This window comes from Paraperlucidibaca wandonensis, assembly GCF_042677145.1.
Taxonomy (GTDB): Bacteria; Pseudomonadota; Gammaproteobacteria; order Pseudomonadales; family Moraxellaceae; genus Perlucidibaca; species Perlucidibaca wandonensis.
Genome location: NZ_JBHTIT010000001.1, coordinates 173,860 through 193,817, shown reverse-complemented (window position 1 = coordinate 193,817; position 19,958 = coordinate 173,860). Strand labels below are relative to the sequence as shown.

The following is a 19,958-nucleotide window of genomic DNA, read 5'->3' as shown; positions in this document are numbered from 1 at the left end:
ACCTCAGTAAGTCGTTGTTGACGAGCTAACTGTGCCCTTGTCCCTGCGCTAGTGGCAGGTTATTTTGGGACATCTTCTTGTCATTATGTGCCATTACGCAATGTCATCATTTTCTGAGTCCCATCCCGGCCTACCTGCTGCCTATGTTTTGCTCCTACTCGACGTAGTCAAGCGCTGGCATGTCGATGAAAAGGAGCTGTTGGCGCCCTCTGGCCTAGATCGTGAGCAGCTCACCGCGCCCACACTGCGCCTGCCGCTCGACACCGTGAACACCATCTACACGCGTGCCCTTGAGCTCACTGAAGAGCCCGGCCTACCGTTTTATATCGGCATGCAAATGAAGCTCTCTAGCCACGGCTTTATTGGTTTTGCCGCGATGACTGCCGATACCGTGGCGCAAGCCATTGAGCTCGCTGAGCGCTTTATAAGTCTACGCTTGATGGGTTTTGCCCTACGCTTGGAAATCCACGGTGACGAGGCCTGCCTATACCTCAGCTGCGATCTAAACCTGCAACCTTTGCGCGATACCGCTGTAGCGGCGCTAATGGTAGGTCTAGGACAAATGGCGCAAGTGCTCACCGGCGAGACGCTTTACGGCGTCGCCGATATAGACATCCCTGAAAACAAGCGCTTTGCCGAATTCAGCCACATCTTGCCGGCAAAAATACATTTTGCGCAGCCCGAAAATGTCATTCGCTTTGCCAAGGCCTATTTAGATTTGCCGCTAGTCATGGCCGATACCAGCTCCAGCCAATTAGCCATTGAGCAATGCGAGCGCGAGCTGGTCGCAATTGGTCACACCAATCGTTTTGTCCGGCAAGTGCGCGATTTAATTCATGATGAACACGATGGTTTTCGCAGTGTTGAGGCTGTGGCGACTATTTTGTGCATGTCGGAGCGCACGTTAAAGCGCCAGCTCGCCCAAGACGGCACTAGCTTTAGCGATATTTTGGAGGATTTGCGCCGTCAGCGTGCGGTCTTGCTACTGCGCCAAGATGTGCAGAGCATCGAACGTATCGCTGAGCTGCTAGGCTACTCAGATGTAGCAAATTTCACCCGCGCCTTTAAGCGCTGGACAGGCACGACGCCGAGCCAGTATCGACGCAACGCCTAAGAGCAACAAACTTAACCACAAGCACTGAGGAAAACTCAAACGTATGAAATATAAAAACAAAAAATCACTTCGCATCTACCTAAAAGTTTTTCTTTCGCTCATCAGTAGCCTCTACCTCACTGGCTGCCTGTCGATGGTACAAAGGATGTCGGCACCTGAACCCGATGCTGCCCTCAGTCAAGCATACGCAGCATCAATGCTAGATAAATTTGAAGCCGACCTCACAAAAAGCATGGCCGATAAGACTCCAGAAGTGTTCAATGACTGGAGTTACTCCAAATCCATCGATATCGACAAGATGAGTAATAGTACTTGTATCTCGTTGAACGAGAATTGGATTAATAACAGTGTAAATTTCACTGATGACAACAGCGCACTTATTCAAGAAATTGACCGCCGCTACGGTATTCACTACTCAGGCAAGTCGCAAGATGGCTTTATGTATTTTCGCTTTGACCATGTCGCGCGCCGCACCTATCAGCAATACTTTTTAGTTGGTGACGGTAGCCAAGTTCTGCGAGTTTACCTCACGACCAAGAGACCATGGGGAAGCCAGCAGTGTAAGTCACTCATCCCGTTGAGCTCTGGGCCTGTCATCAGTTATGAACGCAGGATATCGCTGAATTCTTTCAATGGCACGCCACCGAGCATCGAAAAACTGCACGAAGAACTAAACCCAAAGATTGAAAAACCCTTCAAGCACGCCATCAAATATATAGATAGAGCCGTTAAACGAGCCCAGGAACGTTTGGAAGAAAGCATTGCGAAACATAATAATGGCGTCCAGCGACGCAATGCTTATATAGCAAAGAAAAACGCTGAAAGTGCCGCGCGCTCCAATGCTCACTATCGTGAAACCATATCTAGAATAAATAATGACCTTGCTAAATATGGCAATAATACGAACTACATCGAACAGCAAAATAGGATCAATCGCCAGAAGCGTGGTGGCGTGATAAGCCAACCTAGCAGCTATACGCCGCGCCCCCTCACTAAGTCAGAGTGGAGCTGGCAACAACGCCGACGCGATAGCGAAGTGCAAGATATAAACCACAGTAGTATTTATACCAAGGCTGTTGATCGCAGCGTCGCCAAAGCGCAGAGCAAGCAAGCGCCTAAGCAACAGGCCAAGGAAACAAAGACTGCGGGTGTCAGCTACAACATCCTAAGCCTCGAGGCGCATGGCACCACATCAATGTACTTCGGCTACGATCAAGCACTGAACCTTGCAGAAACAAACGCCTATAACGAAGCAGCGCAGAGTTGTGCTGGCCACAAAGGCCGCCTCGAAAAAGACAGCGGCACTATGGCTAAGAAAAACTGCGCAGCAAACGCCAATGGCGAATATAAGTGCAAGGTCACTATGCTCTTTAGCTGCAAAACCAAATAGCTAGCGAGCACCACTCTCTAACGAGAATAGTCAGCGCCTAGTCGGTCAAGTTTGCGCAGTAGCGCAGGCCATACAAACGCACCGCCTAGGCCGCTGGTTTGCACGCGCATCGACTCAGCAACACCCGCCACAATCTGCGGATTAACCTCTGTCAGCGGCCCACCGGCCTGAGCTGATAGCTGAATCTGGCAAGTACTTTCAAACACATACATGCTCAAAAAGGCATCAGCAATAGTTGGCCCAACGGTCAGTAAGCCATGGTTACGTAGCATTAGAAAGTTTGCCGAACCAAGGTCTGCCTGCAAGCGCGGCTTCTCATCGGGGCGAAATGCCACGCCTTCATATTCGTGATACGCCAAGCCCGCCAAGACAAATGTCGATTGCTGTGAAATCGGCAATACTCCACCCTGCTGGGCGCTCACCGCGACACCCGCACGCGTGTGCGTATGCAGCACGCAGCCGGCATCTTCGCGGGCCTCATGCACGGCCGAATGAATAATAAAGCCAGCAGGATTCACCGGAAATGGCGAATCGATGACTTTATTGCACTCAGCATCGACCTTAACCAATGACGACGCCGTAATCTCGTCAAACATCAGTCCATAAGGATTAATGAGGAAGTGATGCTCAGGCCCCGGCACACGTGCCGTGATGTGCGTGAACACCAAATCGCTCCAGCCGTAATGCGCCACTAAGCGATAGCAAGCTGCTAAATCGCAGCGCAACTGCCACTCTTCAGCGCTGACACGTGTCTTTAGGCTAGGCATATCCATGCTGATTACTCGCTAGCCGCGCGATGCAATGCGCAGACTTTATTGCCACTGGGATCGCGCAAATAGGCCAAATACAACTTACCTAATGGACCTTCGCGATAGCCGGGAGGATCTTCAAGCGTTGTACCGCCGTTCGCGAGGCCAGCCGCGTGCCAGGCATCGGCTGTAGCTGGATCTTTAGCAGCAAAGCCAATCGTGCTGCCATTGCCGCAGCTTGCAGGTTCACCATTGATGGGAGGTGTGAGGGCAAAAATGCCGGTATCGGTGAAGTAGAAACAGCGGCCCTTAGGATCCATGACGCCGGGCTTATGGCCCATGGCACCGAGCACAGCATCGTAGAATACTTTTGAAGCTTGAATATCGTTGGCACCGATCATGATATGGCTAAACACGTGACACTCCTTAGATCTACAAAATGACGAAAGAATGTAATAGCCGCTTCAGGCGGCACATGCAATAGCGCAAAAAAAGGCCGCATCCCTGCGGCCTAAATACTGCTAAATCACTCGGTCATCTTTAAGCTTTAGTAAAGCCACCAAATAATCCGCTAAGCAGGCCGCCTAGAATTTGATTCAGCAAAGGACCTAACACTGGGATTTGACCAATCACATCACCAATTACGGGGATGCTTGGTGCAGCTGCTGTACTAGTGCCTCCAGTCGAATCAGTTGAAGTGCCACTGCCAGCCGGAGTCGAACCAGCTGGCGCTTGCGAGCCAGCAGGTGTCATTTGCGGTGCTGCAACTGGTGCTACTTTCGCTAACTCTTCACCAAAGAATGGCACCATGGCTACGATTACTTTCGTAAACAACTGGCCATTGGCAAGTGCTAATAAGCCTTGAGCAATCTCTTCAGGTGTTTGGCCATTTTCGCTGCCGCCAAGAATGCCGTTCAGCAATGCGATCAATGGGTTTAACGCCTCATCTTTAGTGTTAACCAGCTGATCAACCAAGCTGGTTAACGCACCTAAAGCACCAGACTCTTTGTCTGTCAGTTGATCAACTACACCAGTCAATGGCGCCAAGACGCCTAATTTAGGGTTTAGCAGGAAGTTCAACAGGTCATTGACTGGGCTTAAAATTGTGCCACCTAATAAACCGCCTGTTAGATTGGTCACTGCGGAAATCAGACCTTGTGTGCCAGGATTGCTAGGCTCACTTAATGCCAATATCGATTCCAAGCCACTCGCTACTTGCTCAGGAGTCAGACCTTGATTCAAGCCGACAAGCACAGTATTTAGCGTCAGCACTAGCGGCGATAACTTACCTAAGTCATCAGCTGCCGTCAGATGGCTGACAAATAATGCCAGTTCGCATTGTTGGCTAGTGCCTTTTTCTTTCAGCACTTTGATAGGTGCCAGCAAATCTGCCTGCGACTGTTTGCTTGGATCTAAAATTGCTTTGATCAGCTGCGGTACTGTCGTTGCAAATGGTTCGGCTAACAAAACACTTTTCGCGCCTGTGGCATCGCTAAGCAATACGTCGGCGCAAACCACCGAGTTGGCCACTGGTGGTTTAGTTTGAGGAGTGCCGTCCTCATTAAATTGACCGCTATCAGAGCCGCAAGCGGCAAGTGCTGCGGCAAATCCAGCTACCATCGAAAATCGAGCAATTGGTTTAAGTAAGTGCATAACAACCCCCTCTGTTTGGAATGGCGCCACTTTACGAGGAGGTTTACATCTATACAGTCGACATCATGTAAGGTAAAAACCGTACTACTACAAGATATTACAAAGTGAAATCCTAGCGACCAGCAATAAGCGGTTGATTTTCACGCGACGAACTGAAATAAATTACCAATACTCAGCGCTTACTTACATTAAGTATCGATTAGATACATGAATTAACAATTAAGCAGAAACAATTAGTCGTATAGCTTACAAAAAAACACTTAAGTCAAGTTTAGCCAACGCGATACACTGCGCTTCGTTGTGAAATGGATGTCGGCGTGTAACGCCACTGTAATAAATACAGTTGATCAGAGCGCCAAGGTTAATACTATGAAAGATGATAGCGCACCGCATAAATGCACGCCTGATGCCAACTTGTTGCGTGAAATTGAGTTACTTAATCAGCAAATAGCCTTACTGCGCTCAGAAATCAATGTGCTAAAGGCAGCTGCCGAGTTTTTCTATAATGAACATTTAAAACAAAGCAACGGCTGAGGCTGTGTTGCCTTATTGCTCTTTAACCCTAGCACTTAACCCATTTAGCACGACGGACAAGTATCCGCCGACTCCTCACTAACACACTTTACACAAGCCAAGACACGCCCAAGTGCCTGTTCTCGACCATTCACGGTAATAACCCAAGGACGACTCTGCCAAGGAGGATCATGGCGAACATGCTGATTATGACCGCACTTGAGCTGAGCAACCCAATGCTGCTCATCATCGAGATGAAATCCGACTATTTCGCGCTCAACGACTTTCATTTGTTAGCTGCTAGCAACAAAGCTGACGTATAGACGCTTCGTAATTATTGGCACTCACACTCTCTTGGCAGAAAAGCTAAGCCTCTGCTTTAATCACATATGTTTTAGCAATCATGTCATGCAGGCTGCGCTTACGTTTGGTCCAGCCCGCCATCATATAGCCGATGCAAAAAGTAAGTGCAGACAGATATTGCGCAAAAAAGCGACCTGAGGCTCTGGCAAAACTAATTCGATGGCCATCTAGATCGACAACTTTTAGGCGCAGAGCGCGCTTCCCCAGTGTGGCCTGCCAGCTTGATGAATGGAAAAGTGAGTAATAAAGCCACCACATGCATATAGTTACTATCGACTCGATAAAGTTAAGTACATCTAAGTCGATGTCCGTAACAAAAAAAATGCTCGCCCTAAGCAATGTCGACACTAATAGGATCGGCATTAGCATGGCGAAGAAATCAATAATAACCGCTGCAAATCGACGCCAAAATCCGCCAAACTGAGTATCGTCAGTTATTAAACCTTTTTTGATGGAGTCATTCCCCATAATACTTACATCAGATTGCATTATTAATACCATTGAATTAATTCAAAATTGGCCATGTCGCCGATTAAACTCTTCATCACTCATTATTAATAATAAAACAAACTCAATAAAAGCAATGATTGACGGAATAACTGTCCAAAAGAAGATCAAATACAAAATGCCGAGGCCAACTTGGCCAAGATAAAACTTATGGACGCCGAAGCCGCCTAAGAAAAACGCCAGCAAAGCCGCTGCGATTCGACTCTTACCATTGGGCGCTAAAGCACCAAGGTTAACCGTGACCGAGGGATGCATTTGGCGTACGCCACATTTAGGGCATATTTCTGCTTTTGCGTTAATGATGGCAGCACATTCGCTACAGTATTTTTCGTCAGAACTCTTTAGCGAATTCTCGCTCATGCTGTCTTCCTGCCTATCACTAAGCTATTAAGAAGGCGAAAGCATGCCATGCAGTGCAGTTACGAACAAGAACTGCACTGCATGGCGCTTAGCAACTAGTTAGGCTTTCTGTAACATGCGCAAAATGCTGGAGAAATCCAAACCACCATTGCCGCCAGCGCTGTGCAGGGCATAGAGCTGACGCGCTAATCCGCCCAGAGGAATGGGCGTCTGCGCACCAAGAGCTGCCTCTTCGGCGAGGCCTAAGTCTTTCAGCATCAAATCAGTGCCAAAACCACCACTGTAATCGCGACTCGCGGGCACACCTTCCATCACGCCAGGCATGGGGTTGTACTTTTGCAATGACCAGTTGTCGCCCGAGCTTTGCTTCATGATGTCGGAGAGCACACTGGCATCGAGACCTAAACTCACACCTAAGTTCAGCGCCTCAGCACTGCCGATCATATGGATGGCAAGCAGCATGTTATTGCAGACTTTCGCGACCTGACCAGCACCATTGCCGCCAGCGTGAAAAATGTTTTTGCCCATGGCTTCGAGCAAGGGCTTGGCAGCTGCGACGGCTGCATCTTCACCGCCAACCATAAAAGTTAATGTGGCATTAGTAGCGCCGGCAGTACCGCCAGAAACAGGCGCGTCGATGAGGCTAATGCCTTTTTCGGCGGCCGCTTTCGCGACTTTCCGCGCAGTTTCGGGGGCGATGGTGCTGCAGTCGATAACACGCACCGAAGCCGCCAGCGTGGCTAACAAACCGCCCTCGCCCAAGTACAAACCTTCAACGTGACGACTAGCCGGCAGCATTGAAATCACTACATCGGCATCGCTCACGGCACCTGCGGCGCTATCGCTTACGCTCACGCCTTCTGCGGCCACGCGAGCGCGGGCATCGGCGGATAAATCTGTGGCAGTAACCTTAAAGCCGGCCTTGTGCAGGTTGACTGCCATGGGGCCGCCCATATTGCCGAGGCCGATAAATGCGATGCTGATGGTCATTTTTTATTCTCTCTTTATTGAGCAAGTTTAGGTGCCGCAACGATCAAACTCAGGCGCGCTAGCGTATCGACTCAGGCGCATCGGCCTCGAGCATTCGGCGCGCAATAATCACGCGCATGATCTCGTTCGTACCTTCCAGTATCTGATGCACACGAGCATCGCGAAGCAGACGTTCAAGCGGGTAATCACGCAGATAACCGTAGCCGCCATGTAGCTGTAGCGCCTCATTGCACACGTTAAAACCGGCGTCAGTGGCGAAGCGTTTGGCCATTGCGCAATAGGTGCTAGCGTCACGATGGCCAGCGTCGAGTTTGCTTGCCGCTAAGCGAATCATTTGCCGAGCCGCAACCAACTCCGTGGCCATATCGGCGAGGCGAAATTGCAGCGCCTGAAACTCGGCCAGTGCTTTGCCGAACTGCTTACGCTCACCAAGATAGGCTTGTGCGGCATTGAGCGCACCCTGCGCCGCACCCACCGAGCAGGTGGCGATATTGATACGTCCGCCATCCAAACCTTTCATGGCAATACGAAAGCCTTCGCCCTCTTCGCCTAAACGATTAGCAACTGGTACACGCACGTCATCGAAGAAAATGGCGCGCGTGGGCTGACTATTCCAGCCCATTTTTTCTTCTTTTTTGCCATAGCGAATGCCGGGTAAATTTGCCGGCACAGCAATCGCCGAAATGCCTTTAGCGCCGGCTGCGCCCGTACGCACCATAACCACCAACATGTCGGTACTACCCGCGCCAGAGATGAACATCTTGCTGCCGTTTAGCACGTAGTCATCGCCATCACGGCGTGCCGAGGTTTTTAAATTGGCGGCATCAGAACCCGCATCTGGCTCGGTTAGGCAGTATGACGCGAGCTGCTCACCCGAAGTCAGGCGCTCGCCCCACTCAGCTTGCAGCGCTGGCTTACCCCAGGTGCAGAGCATCCATGTCGCCATATTATGAATGGTGAAAAATGCCGCCGTAGATGGGTCTGCTGCCGCCAACTCCTCAAATACCAAGGCTGAATCTAGGCGTGAAAGCCCTAAACCGCCTTGCGCTTCTGGCGAATACAGACCGCAAAAGCCTAGTTGCCCGCCTTTGCGAAACGCATCGACAGGAAAAATAGACTCGGCATCCCATTGCGCCGCGAAGGGCGCAAGGTCTTGCCGAGCAAAATCACGCGCTAGCTGCGCAAAAGCCAGCTGTTCATCGCTCAGTTCAAAGTTCACGCCAGCACCCTTAACGCATGCTAATGGTGGTGTTGACAGTGCTCACCGCATCTTCGTCAAACCAACGCGAAGTGATGGTTTTGGTTTGCGTATAGAACATCACGACCTGTTTGCCATAAGGACCTAAATCACCGAGCTTCGAACCACGTGAACCTGTGAACGAGAACAACGGAACCGGCACAGGAATCGGCACATTGATTCCAACTTGGCCGACATCAATCTCTTCTTGGAAATGCCGTGCGGCACCGCCAGAGCGAGTAAAAATACCCGTGCCATTACCGTTGGGATTGGCATTCACTAGCGCAATCGCCTCATCCAGCGTGTCGACTTCAACCACACACAGCACTGGGCCAAAAATCTCTTCGTCATAAATGCGCATGCCCGGCTTCACGCCAGCAAACAGTGTGGGCGCGACAAAGTTGCCTTGCTCATAGCCTTTCACTACTGGATTACGGCCATCGAGCACTAAGCGCGCACCTTCGGCGATGCCAGCCTCAATCAGGCTTTCAATGCGTGCTTTAGCGGCACAGGAAATCACCGGGCCAATCTCAGTACCGGCAATATGTCCGGCATTTACACTCAAGGTTTTCGCACGCTCAGCAATTTCATCCACCCAGTGCTTCGCTTCGCCCACTAGCACCACCACCGATGACGCCATGCAACGCTGACCGGCGGCACCGAAACCAGCGCCAGCGAGCGCATTCAAAGTTTGCTCTTTCGGTGCATCGGGTAGCACCACCACGTGGTTTTTCGCACCCATCATGCACTGAGCGCGTTTACCGGTAGCCGTTGCGCGATGATAAACATGGGTGCCAACGCGTGTTGAACCAACGAAGGAAATTGCTTTGATATCAGGGTGATCGCATAGGCCATTAACAATATCGACAGCGCCGTGCACCACGTTCAACACACCAGCAGGAATGCCCGCTTCGACCGCCAGCTCAACCAAACGCATGGTGCTCATGGGGTCTTGCTCAGATGGCTTGAGTACGAAAGTGTTGCCACAAGCGATTGCCATCGGAAACATCCACAGTGGAATCATGGCGGGGAAGTTAAATGGTGTGATACCAGCGCAAACGCCAATAGGCTGCTGCAATGTATAAGTATCGACGCCATTGGCGACGTTATTGGCGATCTCACCCATTTGCAGCGAGCCAATATTGGCAGCGTGCTCGACCACTTCTAAACCACGGAAAATATCGCCTTCGGCATCTGGCAGAGTTTTGCCCTGCTCAGCCGTCAGTAACGCAGCAACTTCGCTCATATTTTCGCGTATCAGCTGCTGATACTTTAAGAAGATGCGTGCACGGGCACCAATTGGGGTTTTGCGCCAGGTTTTGAATGCTGCTTTGCCAGCAGCCACAGCAGCAGCTAGCTCATCAGCGGTGGCAAGAGGTACGCGAGCCAGCACTTCCTGAGTAGCAGGGTTAACTACATCGCGCCACTCGGTGGTTTTCGACTCGATAAACTCACCATTGATGAGCAATTTGACGGTAGGAATAGTGCTGGTCATAGCGATCTGCCTTAAATAATTCTGGAATTACTGTTGCAACAGCATATACAGGTTAAAATGCAATATGAACTCAGAATAAGTCCTAATCGATATGCAAAAATCTGCCAACAAAAATTTAAACTGGGATGACCTAAGATTTTTCCTCGAAGTCGCCCGAGCCGGTACCGCCAGCGCTGCTTCTCGCCGACTAAGCGTGGACTACACCACGGTAGCGCGGCGCATTCGCTCATTAGAAGAAAGTCTCGGCGCACTACTATTTGATAAATCACGCAGTAATGGCTTCACGCTCACCGTCGATGGTCAGCATTTAGTGCGCCATGCCGACACCATGGAAGCGGCTATGGAGGCAGCTATGGCCGAAGTCTCTGGAACTGGCAGCGCACTCTCAGGCCATGTTCGTATTGGTTGCACCGAGGCCTTTGGCACTTACTTTGTTGCTCCGCACATGGTCGAATTCCAAGACCGCTACCCCAATATTTCTATCGATATTTTACCGGTGCCGCACTTCGTCAATCTTTCGCGCCGCGAGGCCGATATAGCCATCACGCTAGAGCGCCCAGCGCGCGGGCCTTACATCTCTAGCAAGTTATGCGACTACCGGCTCAAGCTCTACGCCACACCCGAATACCTCGCGCAGCACCCGACCATCACTTGCATCGAAGACTTAACTCAACATCGTTTCATTAACTACGTTAATGAGCTCGCCTTCAGCGCCCAACTTTTATATCTCGATGAACTCGTGCCCGGGGCCCAGAGCACACTGCGCAGCACCAGCGCGTTGGCGCAATACCATGCTGTTTTGCAAGGCCGAGCCTTGGCTATTTTGCCCTGCTTTATTGCTGACACTGATCCGCGCTTAGTACCGGTCTTGAATGAAGAGCTCAGCATCACACGACAATTTTGGCTGTCATATAGCGAAGATTTGCGCCGACTAAAGCGTGTAACCGAAGTCGCGCAGCATTTAGTTCTAGCAGCACAGGCCAATAACTCACTACTTATGGGCTCTAGCTAAAAGCTCCACGGCACAGCTAGATAAATTCGGCAGCCATTCATCTACCGACGAAAATCGTTACATTGGGGCAACAATTAACCGACAAAAGTAGCCTTTAAAACTTTACATGAGTTAAGTTTCAGTGCGCCTAGAAGGGCACTTAACCCAGTCGACAAGGATGCCGCTCAGACCATCGCTGAGACCTTTATCATGAAAAAGAAAAATTTAGTGGTTGCCCTCGCTCTGACAGCAAGTGCCTCATGGGCTGCGTTTAGTTTGTCATCGCTACCTATTCCTCTACCGTCACAGCTCACGAACCCGCTCGATAGCGCTCTAGGCTCATTGCAAAATGTTTTCGCTCAATCACCGTTCGGCGCATTCGCGAACGCTGCACCAACACCGAATAATCCCAGCCTGCCCGGTGCCGATGCATTCGCTAACCTTGGTGACAATAACCCGCTCGCAGGCCCATCACTACTAGACCCAACACAAGCTGCTGCCGCCCTAACTGCGCTCACCATGGGCCGCGACTTACCCGCACCCTTGTCACTAGAGCTGTCCAAGTTTCTTGGCAACTTTGGCAACCTGAGTCCATCAGGCGAGCAAACACCAGAAATGGCCGCGATGGCACAAGACTTAATCAGCTTCTTAGTCGGCTCGCTGACCAGCGCTGGCGCAGCACCGAGCTTGCCAAACGGCCTACCTAATGGAATTCCTGGCTTAGATGCACTGCCTGGACTCGATAGCTTACCCGGTGCAAGCAACCTGCCCATCCCTCTTGCTAGCGGCAGTCAACCATCGCTCAACGACCTATTTAATGCCTATGGCCTTGGCACCACAGTGGCTTATTTAGTTGCGACTTATGCTGTACCCGACCTTGGTCCATGGATTTTGCCGCACAATGTGCGCAGCCTGACTAACTATGTAAAAACCACCAACAACACAGCGACTGAAGGCACCGTCATCGTCCCTTTCGTGACTAGTGGTGTATCGAAAGGCCAGTCATTTACTATCACAAATACCACCAATGTAGATGCTGTGATTGCGACTGCGCTAGACCAACATACAGTCAATGACACTATCGTCATTCAAGCGCCGCTATCGATCGAAGTGAAACTGACCGGCGTCTGTAATGCGGTGCTTTTTGGTCGCTGCCGCGATCTAAAAATCACAACTACCACTGAAAACGTGCAAGACAAAGTGTTGGCCACCAACGCTAGCTACACTTTTGCCTATCCACTCAATGCCGGACAGTTCCCTACACGCGCCACGGCGATGGATATTTTCCAAGTCGCTTATGATGCCCTCGGCACCCTCAATGACCAAAAACCACGAGAAGCCACTGCAGCAAGCCCCTTGGCTAGCATTCCAGGTTTATCAGGCCTGACCAGCAAACTACCATTGCCATTACCACTAGATGTGGGCTTAGCTGACTTGTCGACGCAGGCGCCAAAAGTTAACTCCTACGGCGTGCAAGTGACCCGTGGTGGTGCGGTTGACTCCGCTGCGAGTCAACTATTAGCACCTGTGCTTAATGTGCTGCCGATTGGCCCGCTGAATATCCGTCGTGTTGAACCTGTCATTGGCAACAACAGCAATCCGCTGCCATTGCCACTCCCATTCCAAACTAATGGTTCACTAAACGGCCAAGACTTCACTAACTTACTGCAACTAGACTCGCGTCTGGGCATGACCGCAGGCTATGCAGTTAATACCGTGAAAACTGGCAAAATCAACATCATGGCCGTTCGTTGGCATAACCTCGGCACAGAAACGTTGGGCCGCGCTATCGATAATGTGGGCTCGCAATTGCAAACGGCCCAGCTATCAAGTCTAACCTCGCAAATCCCCGGACTTGACCGCGTACCTGGCTTAGATCAACTACCAAGCGCTCCAAGCTTGCCGGCAGGCATTCCGAGTGCCGCAACGGCACTAAAGTCAGCACCAGCCACTTTCTATTACGACGTGCCAGTTGGCGAGTACTTGCTCGGTGCTGAGCGTGTTAATGGTAATAGCCTAATCGCACTCGACTACCCGATTGCTGGCACACCACCTAGCCTAAGCCTGCCACCAAAACTGCCAAGCGCAGCCGATTTACAAACTTTGGCAAGCAATATCCAAGCGTTACTTTCTGGCAATGGCGCCGGCTTACCCACCGGCTTGCCAGACTTAGGACTGCCTACTGGCGTACCCGCCCTGCCATAAGCCGCTATGAACCGTTGAGCATATTGACGATGCCCAGCGTGAGGTAATTTAGCGAGAGTCGCCATAGAGGGGCTCTCGCTTTTTTTGTATCACTTTTTCACCTCAATCGTAGTCTGCATGAGTGACGCTCAGACCGACACTTGTTATGGTCTAGGCCATCTTTTGCAATGAGCACAGCCTTATGAAAACTCGCGCCGCTGTCGCCTGGAAAGCAGGCCAACCGCTGACTATCGAAACCGTGGATTTGGCTGGGCCGAAAGCTGGTGAAGTGCTAGTCGAAATCAAAGCCACAGGTATCTGCCATACCGACTACTACACGCTCAGTGGTGCTGATCCCGAAGGTATTTTCCCCTCCATCTTGGGTCACGAAGGCGCAGGTATCGTGGTTGATGTTGGCCCTGGCGTGAAGTCATTGCGCAAAGGTGACCACGTAATTCCTCTGTACACACCCGAATGCCGAGAATGCAAATTCTGCCTGTCGCAAAAAACCAATCTCTGCCAAGCCATTCGCAGTACACAAGGCCGTGGCTTAATGCCTGATGCCACCTCGCGTTTCTCGCTCAATGGCCAAGATTTATTCCACTACATGGGCACGTCGACGTTCTCTAACTACATCGTGGTGCCGGAAATTGCGCTGGCAAAAATCCGCGAAGACGCGCCGTTCGACAAAGTTTGCTACATCGGCTGTGGCGTCACTACCGGCATAGGCGCTGTATTGTTTACCGCTAAAGTGGAAGCTGGCGCCAATGTCGTGGTGTTCGGCTTAGGCGGTATCGGCCTCAATGTCATTCAAGGCGCGAAGATGGTCGGGGCCGGCAAAATCATTGGTGTCGACTTAAATCCTGAGCGCGAAAAGATGGCCCGCGAGTTCGGCATGACGCATTTCATCAACCCGAAAGAAATTGAAAACGTCGTCGATACCATTGTGCAAATGACCGATGGCGGCGCTGACTACAGCTTCGAATGCATCGGCAATACCAAGGTCATGCGTGATGCCCTCGAATGCACGCACAAAGGCTGGGGCCGCAGCATCATCATCGGCGTGGCGGAAGCTGGTGCGGAAATCAGCACGCGGCCATTCCAGCTAGTGACTGGGCGCAAATGGGAAGGCTCGGCTTTCGGTGGCGCGCGTGGGCGCACCGATGTGCCGAAAATCGTCGACTGGTATATGGAAGGCAAAATCAATATCGACTCGCTGATCACCCATAAGCTCAAACTCGAAGACATCAACGAAGGTTTTGAGCTGATGAAGCGTGGCGAATCGATTCGTTCGGTGGTGATTTTCTAGAACAGATTACGTAAGCGGCCATACGATCAATAAAGGGGAAAGTCATGTTTGCATTCAGAGCCTTTGTCGCGGGTTATTTCGCCACGCTGCTGTTTCATCAGGGCTTATTCAGCCTGTTTTTTAGCCTCGGCATGGTGCCAGTGCCAGCGTTTAATCTCACACCAAGCCAGCCTTTAGGTGTGCCTGCGGTCATCTCGCTGGCATTTTGGGGCGGCTTATGGGGCGTACCCGTGGCCTACTGGATTCGCCAAAACCATGGCGCAATCTATTGGCTCAAAGCGATGCTGATCGGCGCCATTGGCCCAACCGCAGTCGCGATGCTAATTGTGTTTCCGCTCAAAGACCTGCCAGTGGAGATGAAAACTGTCATCGGTGGCTTATTACTTAACGGTGCCTGGGGCTTGGGCGTGGCACTTTTTATGCGCTGGCCATCGGCCGCTAAACCCTCGGCGCTTAGCAAATGAGCATGATTACTCGCAGCAAACACGCTTGTTTCGGCGGCATACAGGGCTTTTACACTCATGACTCCAGCAGCATCGGCCTGCCGATGCGCTTTTCCGTGTATCAGCCACCACAAGCAGCCAATGGTCCGGTGCCGGTGGTATTTTTTCTCGCCGGCCTGACCTGCACAGAAGAGACTTTCATGGTCAAAGCTGGCGCTCAGCGCGTTGCCGCAGAGCTGGGCTTGATGCTGGTGACTTGCGATACCAGTCCGCGTGATATTGAGCTGCCCGGTGATCGTGAAAATTGGGATTTTGGTGTCGGCGCAGGCTTCTATCTCGACGCCACCACTCAGCCATGGGCTACGCATTACCGTATGGGTAGTTATGTACTGGAGTTGCGTGACTTTATCCTAGCTAACTTCTCCGCGAGCGCCGATCGTGTCGGCATCATGGGTCATTCTATGGGCGGCCACGGCGCGCTCACCATCGGCTTGAAACACCCTGAACGGTTCCAGTCGGTCTCCGCCTTTGCGCCAATAGCCGCGCCCAGCGAATGCCCATGGGGTGAGAAAGCCTTTAGCCGCTATCTGGGTGATGACCGCAGCAGCTGGCGCGCATTCGATGCCACGGCCTTAGTCGAGGATGGTCAACGCACCTCTGCCCTACTCGTTGATCAAGGTTTGGAGGATCAATTCCTACCCAATCAACTAAGTCCCGATCGCTTTGAGTCAGCCTGTCGCGGCGCCGGCCAAGCGCTAACACTGCGTAGGCAGAGCGGTTATGATCATGGGTACTACTTTATTAGCAGCTTTATTGCTGACCACTTACATCATCACGCGCAATTACTGCGCTAAGTTTAGGACGCCTTATGTCGATTCGATTCTCTATCAAACCCATTGCCTATGCGGTTGCTCTCATCACCACTGGTGGACTACTTGGCGCCTGCGGTGGCGGCTCATCTGATGGCCCGCGCATTGAGGTGAGCTCGGCGACAGCGTACTTGCTTACCAGTAATAACCGAATTATTGGCGTCGATTTAGAGGACACGGAGTTTGCCCGCTCAGTTGTTGGTATCTTAACCAACACTATTGTAGATGACCCAGCTGATGATAATGATGGCTACAGCGTCAATGCTTTGGATATCGATGAACAAGTTCTCGCCATCGACTATCGCAACGCTGAAGGCACGCTCTATGCTCTAACGCGCCTAGGCTCCGAAGGTCGCATTGTAACTATTACGCCAACCACAGGCGTAATAACACGTGTCAGCACACTCACCGCAGACTCTGCTGACACAACAGACGCCTTTAGCTCGCTCAATGCAAACGTCAGCTACACCATAGACTTCAACCCAACCGTTGATCGTTTACGTATCATCGGCAGTGACGACAGCAACTATCGTGTCGATGTACTGACTGGCCAGACTTTCACAGACGGTCCGGTTAGCATTTCTAGCGCCACTATTGCTGGCGTCGCTTACACCGATAACTTTTCTGCTGGCGCCGGTCGCACAACGACACTATTTGGCATCGATACATCAACCGACGCCCTATATAGCTTCTCTTCAGCAAATGCCGGTACGCTCGCCACACCAAGCAAAACCCTAGATATTGGTGATGTAACAGCAGTTAATGGCTTCGATATTGACCCTTCCAGCAATGCACTTACCGCCGTCTTATCGGTCGCTGGCAGCCCTGCAGTTTATTCTTTAGACGCGACAGGGGCATCGAATGTAGCCAGCCGCCGTACCAGTCTACCTAAGCTGCCAACAGGCGAAACCTATGCAAGCCTCTCACTGATTACGGCAGCTAACCCTACCGTTGTAGTATTAGATAATGCCAATAAGCTCAGTGTGCTACGCGCTAATGACCCAGCCGTAATATTCACTCCGGGAACAGTGACACTAGGGGGTATGGAAACCTTAATCGGCATCGACTTCCGCCAATCCAGTCGAACACTCAATGGTTTAGGTAGTTTAGGTAATCATTACGCGTTAACAGTACCCGTGAACGGTAGCACCTCGCCGACTGCCACTAAACTCAATACGTCAGCCACATCATTAACCGCCAACGTTGGCTATACCACCGACTTCAACCCCACTAGCGGAAATGGCGTTAATCGTCTTCGGTTAATTGGCGACAATGACAGCAATGCGGTTGTTGAAATTGAAACAGGCATAAGCACACCTAACACTGCTATTTCAGGCTCACCGGACCCTACCGTGGTGGCTGCGGCTTACTCAAATAACTACCGCAATGCCACGTCAACGCAACTTTTTGTTGTCGATAGCGCCAATAGCGCCATTGCTACTCAAACGGTTAGCGACCCCACTGCACCAGACACTACACCCGTAGTCGGCCAGCTCGTCAATTCACAGCCTTTAGGTATAACGCTTGCAGGGCCAGTCGGGTTTGATATCAGTGGCCGCAACAATGAAAACGTATTGCTCTTGGCACGAAGCGCTGCAGGCCCACATACGCTATATCGTGTGAACCTCGGTCTCAGTACCCCTTTACTCTCTTTAGGCACAGTAGGTGGCACCAGTGGCTCAAGCAACCTCATTGATATGGCCATTACCTTCTAACTAATGTGATCCATAAAAAAACGGGCCATCTGGCCCGTTTTTTTATGCACGCTAAATAATCAAGCCAGCGCTGGCTCAAGACATCAGCTTAAGCCGCACCACCACTCGCGGCAGCCATTTTCACATGTAATGGCTCTTTGCTTTGCGGCTGCACAAACAAGGTTTGTGTTGGGTACGCAAACTCAATGCCTTCCTCTTCAAAACGCTTGAAGATCGCCAAGTTGATGCTTTGTTGAACATCAAGCCCCAAGGCATAGTCAGGCTCAGTCATCCAATACACCACCTCAAAGTCTAGCGATGAAGCGCCAAAGCCACGGAAATGCGCACGATTGAAGCGTGCATTCGGCACGGCATCGATCATCTCCTGCACCATCGATGGGATTTTCTCAAGTTGAGCGGATGGTGTTTGATAGGTCACGCCAAAGGCAAACAGCATTCGACGTTCTTCCATACGCCTAAAGTTGCGAATGCGTGTTTGTAACAAGTCACTATTGGAGCAAATAATTTGCTCACCCGTCACACTGCGCAGGCGCGTAGTTTTCAAACCAACGTGCTCAACCGTACCGAAGTAGGTATCGACTAAAATAGTGTCGCCAATCACGAACGGCTTATCGATAACAATAGATAAGCTGGCAAATAAATCACCCAAGATGTTTTGAGCCGCCAAAGCAATCGCTATGCCGCCAACACCTAGGCCGGCAACTAGCGCCGTCACATCTACGCCCAAATTACCGAGCATGAGCATGAGCACAATGGCCCATAAAACCATCCTGCCCATAAAGTAAATTGCGCTTAGGCTTGTAGCTGCTGCGCCTTCGCTATTTTTCTTGCGGTAAGCCTCAACCCAAAAGCTCATTGCGCCACTTAGCCAGAGGCCAAATTGCATGAAGCCAGCCACTGTGGCAATTGCCATTAGCGTCTTATCAATCTGATCGGATAGCTCTAAATAGCGAGTACCAATCATTAGCGTGACACCAAAAATTAGAATTTGTTTAGTGCGCGAGGCTATCGACACCAAGGCATCATCGAAATTGCTGGTGGTGCGCGCGGCGAGTTTTGCCCCACGAGTCACAATGACCCACTTAATCAAGCCCATCACCACATTGATGCTGACAGCCAACGCTAAGGCGTAAGCCCAAGCCTCTAGCGAGTTCCCCAACCATTTTTGCGATAAATCAAACATATAAATCTCATAGCAATAAAAGTAGTCATTATACGGACGCCTGAGGATGCCTCAAGTTGACGTAATGCCAGATGCTAACGCTTTGGCCAGTTTTCACCCATTTAGTGTACTTTTAGGCTTTCCAATCAGGCCGTGCCTATGTATCATCGCCCACCTTGACGGAGAGTTGACCGAGAGGCCGAAGGTGCTCCCCTGCTAAGGGAGTAGGGGTCATAAGCCCCTCAAGGGTTCGAATCCCTTACTCTCCGCCATTTTCACCGTCTTTGTGCGAACGTTGTTTTTTCAACCAAAACACACTTGACGATGAATAGGCCGATACGCATAATGCGCGGCCTCTGCAATGCGCCCATAGCTCAGCTGGATAGAGCACCAGGCTACGAACTTGGGGGTCGGGAGTTCGAATCTCTCTGGGCGCACCATATATACAAAAGCCGTTAAGTATTAACTACTTAGCGGCTTTTTTATTTCTCAATGTTAGAATTGCAACTCTATCATTCGGCACAAATTTCTGACAAAACCAGACTAATGTGTCTCGAACTTAGCTTATTTGCTTCTCTCTGCTTGCCGCTCACCGCGCTCGTTGCTTGGCCACTAGCCTGGCAAAAGCTTTACGCTGCTCAAACGTCAATATCGTATTCAATTTTAGGCGAAAGCTAACCTGATGCTCATGACGAATTTCATGAATTTGTTTTTTCTGTAAGTTAGTTAATCTCAGCTCGCGAAGAGCTCGCCTCTCTCCGTACGTACCCTTCTTTTGATGCTCATGCTTATGCTCGGCTTTATTGCCACTGGAATTCCACCACGCGGCTTGTGCTGTCGCTGGCATAGCCATCGATAAAGCTGAAGCAGTAATCAATGCAGTCAATGTTTTCTTCATCATCGTTAAATCCTCG

20 protein-coding genes and 2 tRNA genes are annotated in these 19,958 nt (G+C 50.9%); 11 read left to right on the top strand and 11 right to left on the bottom strand.

All coding sequences use genetic code 11. The features are described 5' to 3' along the window. The first annotated feature begins 100 nt into the window (after positions 1–100). On the top strand, positions 101–1,114 hold the full coding sequence (locus ACFQ0F_RS00880) for a helix-turn-helix domain-containing protein (RefSeq protein WP_379068039.1): 1,014 nt from the start codon (positions 101–103) through the stop codon (positions 1,112–1,114). 43 nt (positions 1,115–1,157) lie between these two features. After that, positions 1,158–2,504: a hypothetical protein gene (locus ACFQ0F_RS00875; RefSeq protein ID WP_379068036.1), complete on the top strand. Its 1,347-nt coding sequence runs from the start codon at positions 1,158–1,160 to the stop codon at positions 2,502–2,504. A 17-nt stretch (positions 2,505–2,521) separates the two neighbouring features. Here the strand turns inward: ACFQ0F_RS00875 and ACFQ0F_RS00870 are convergent, their stop codons facing one another. The 3 genes from ACFQ0F_RS00870 to ACFQ0F_RS00860 all read right to left on the bottom strand — a co-directional run bounded on the left by ACFQ0F_RS00870 (position 2,522) and on the right by ACFQ0F_RS00860 (position 4,906). After that, a complete protein-coding gene (locus ACFQ0F_RS00870; RefSeq protein ID WP_379068033.1) occupies positions 2,522–3,277 on the bottom strand; it encodes a class II aldolase/adducin family protein in 756 nt (251 codons plus the stop codon). 5 nt (positions 3,278–3,282) lie between these two features. Further along, the gene (locus ACFQ0F_RS00865; protein WP_379068030.1) at positions 3,283–3,669 is read right to left on the bottom strand and encodes a VOC family protein; all 387 of its coding nucleotides are present in this window, start codon (positions 3,667–3,669) and stop codon (positions 3,283–3,285) included. A 124-nt stretch (positions 3,670–3,793) separates the two neighbouring features. Further along, entirely contained in the window at positions 3,794–4,906 is a 1,113-nt protein-coding gene (locus ACFQ0F_RS00860; protein ID WP_379068027.1) for a hypothetical protein, read from the bottom strand. A gap of 369 nt (positions 4,907–5,275) precedes the next feature. On the opposite strand from ACFQ0F_RS00860, the gene ACFQ0F_RS00855 reads away from it, so the two are divergent. Further along, complete coding sequence (locus tag ACFQ0F_RS00855; protein WP_379068024.1) at positions 5,276–5,440, top strand: hypothetical protein; 165 nt, start codon at positions 5,276–5,278, stop codon at positions 5,438–5,440. Between the two features lie 44 nt (positions 5,441–5,484). Here the strand turns inward: ACFQ0F_RS00855 and ACFQ0F_RS00850 are convergent, their stop codons facing one another. The 6 genes from ACFQ0F_RS00850 to ACFQ0F_RS00825 form a co-directional block, all read right to left on the bottom strand. Continuing rightward, on the bottom strand, positions 5,485–5,709 hold the full coding sequence (locus tag ACFQ0F_RS00850; protein ID WP_379068021.1) for a DUF3565 domain-containing protein: 225 nt from the start codon (positions 5,707–5,709) through the stop codon (positions 5,485–5,487). A gap of 76 nt (positions 5,710–5,785) precedes the next feature. Next, a complete protein-coding gene (locus ACFQ0F_RS00845; RefSeq protein WP_379068018.1) occupies positions 5,786–6,283 on the bottom strand; it encodes an RDD family protein in 498 nt (165 codons plus the stop codon). A gap of 9 nt (positions 6,284–6,292) precedes the next feature. Next, on the bottom strand, positions 6,293–6,649 hold the full coding sequence (locus tag ACFQ0F_RS00840) for a TM2 domain-containing protein (protein WP_379068015.1): 357 nt from the start codon (positions 6,647–6,649) through the stop codon (positions 6,293–6,295). Positions 6,650–6,748: 99 nt separating this feature from the next. After that, positions 6,749–7,633 carry a 3-hydroxyisobutyrate dehydrogenase gene (gene mmsB / locus ACFQ0F_RS00835; protein WP_340676361.1) on the bottom strand — a complete coding sequence of 295 codons (885 nt, stop codon included), beginning with the start codon at positions 7,631–7,633 and terminating at the stop codon, positions 6,749–6,751. A gap of 64 nt (positions 7,634–7,697) precedes the next feature. Then, positions 7,698–8,858: an acyl-CoA dehydrogenase family protein gene (locus ACFQ0F_RS00830; RefSeq protein ID WP_379068012.1), complete on the bottom strand. Its 1,161-nt coding sequence runs from the start codon at positions 8,856–8,858 to the stop codon at positions 7,698–7,700. Between the two features lie 10 nt (positions 8,859–8,868). Continuing rightward, on the bottom strand, positions 8,869–10,371 hold the full coding sequence (locus ACFQ0F_RS00825) for a CoA-acylating methylmalonate-semialdehyde dehydrogenase (RefSeq protein ID WP_340676214.1): 1,503 nt from the start codon (positions 10,369–10,371) through the stop codon (positions 8,869–8,871). A 91-nt stretch (positions 10,372–10,462) separates the two neighbouring features. Here ACFQ0F_RS00825 and ACFQ0F_RS00820 point away from each other — a divergent pair, with 91 nt between their 5' ends. From ACFQ0F_RS00820 to ACFQ0F_RS00795, 6 genes are all read left to right on the top strand, one after another. Then, the gene (locus ACFQ0F_RS00820) at positions 10,463–11,383 is read left to right on the top strand and encodes a LysR family transcriptional regulator (protein ID WP_379068008.1); all 921 of its coding nucleotides are present in this window, start codon (positions 10,463–10,465) and stop codon (positions 11,381–11,383) included. Positions 11,384–11,572: 189 nt separating this feature from the next. Beyond that, entirely contained in the window at positions 11,573–13,567 is a 1,995-nt protein-coding gene (locus tag ACFQ0F_RS00815; protein WP_379068005.1) for a hypothetical protein, read from the top strand. 181 nt (positions 13,568–13,748) lie between these two features. Beyond that, positions 13,749–14,855 carry an S-(hydroxymethyl)glutathione dehydrogenase/class III alcohol dehydrogenase gene (locus ACFQ0F_RS00810; protein ID WP_379068002.1) on the top strand — a complete coding sequence of 369 codons (1,107 nt, stop codon included), beginning with the start codon at positions 13,749–13,751 and terminating at the stop codon, positions 14,853–14,855. 44 nt (positions 14,856–14,899) lie between these two features. Continuing rightward, positions 14,900–15,319: a hypothetical protein gene (locus ACFQ0F_RS00805; RefSeq protein ID WP_379067999.1), complete on the top strand. Its 420-nt coding sequence runs from the start codon at positions 14,900–14,902 to the stop codon at positions 15,317–15,319. Next, positions 15,316–16,152, top strand: coding sequence for an S-formylglutathione hydrolase (gene fghA / locus ACFQ0F_RS00800; protein WP_379067997.1), 837 nt, complete (start codon positions 15,316–15,318; stop codon positions 16,150–16,152). The genes ACFQ0F_RS00805 and fghA overlap by 4 nt, the downstream gene beginning before the upstream one ends. 14 nt (positions 16,153–16,166) lie before the next feature. After that, positions 16,167–17,882: a DUF4394 domain-containing protein gene (locus ACFQ0F_RS00795; RefSeq protein WP_379067994.1), complete on the top strand. Its 1,716-nt coding sequence runs from the start codon at positions 16,167–16,169 to the stop codon at positions 17,880–17,882. Between the two features lie 88 nt (positions 17,883–17,970). Here ACFQ0F_RS00795 and ACFQ0F_RS00790 read toward each other — a convergent pair whose 3' ends face one another. Then, positions 17,971–19,065 (bottom strand): mechanosensitive ion channel family protein, encoded by a 1,095-nt coding sequence (locus ACFQ0F_RS00790; RefSeq protein ID WP_379067991.1) that lies wholly within the window; start codon positions 19,063–19,065, stop codon positions 17,971–17,973. Between the two features lie 160 nt (positions 19,066–19,225). On the opposite strand from ACFQ0F_RS00790, the gene ACFQ0F_RS00785 reads away from it, so the two are divergent. Continuing rightward, positions 19,226–19,316: transfer RNA gene (locus ACFQ0F_RS00785), tRNA-Ser, on the top strand. Positions 19,317–19,407: 91 nt separating this feature from the next. Beyond that, positions 19,408–19,484, top strand: a tRNA-Arg gene (locus tag ACFQ0F_RS00780). A gap of 149 nt (positions 19,485–19,633) precedes the next feature. On the opposite strand, the gene ACFQ0F_RS00775 is transcribed toward ACFQ0F_RS00780, so the two are convergent. Next, complete coding sequence (locus ACFQ0F_RS00775) at positions 19,634–19,945, bottom strand: hypothetical protein (RefSeq protein ID WP_340676195.1); 312 nt, start codon at positions 19,943–19,945, stop codon at positions 19,634–19,636. Positions 19,946–19,958: the final 13 nt, after the last annotated feature.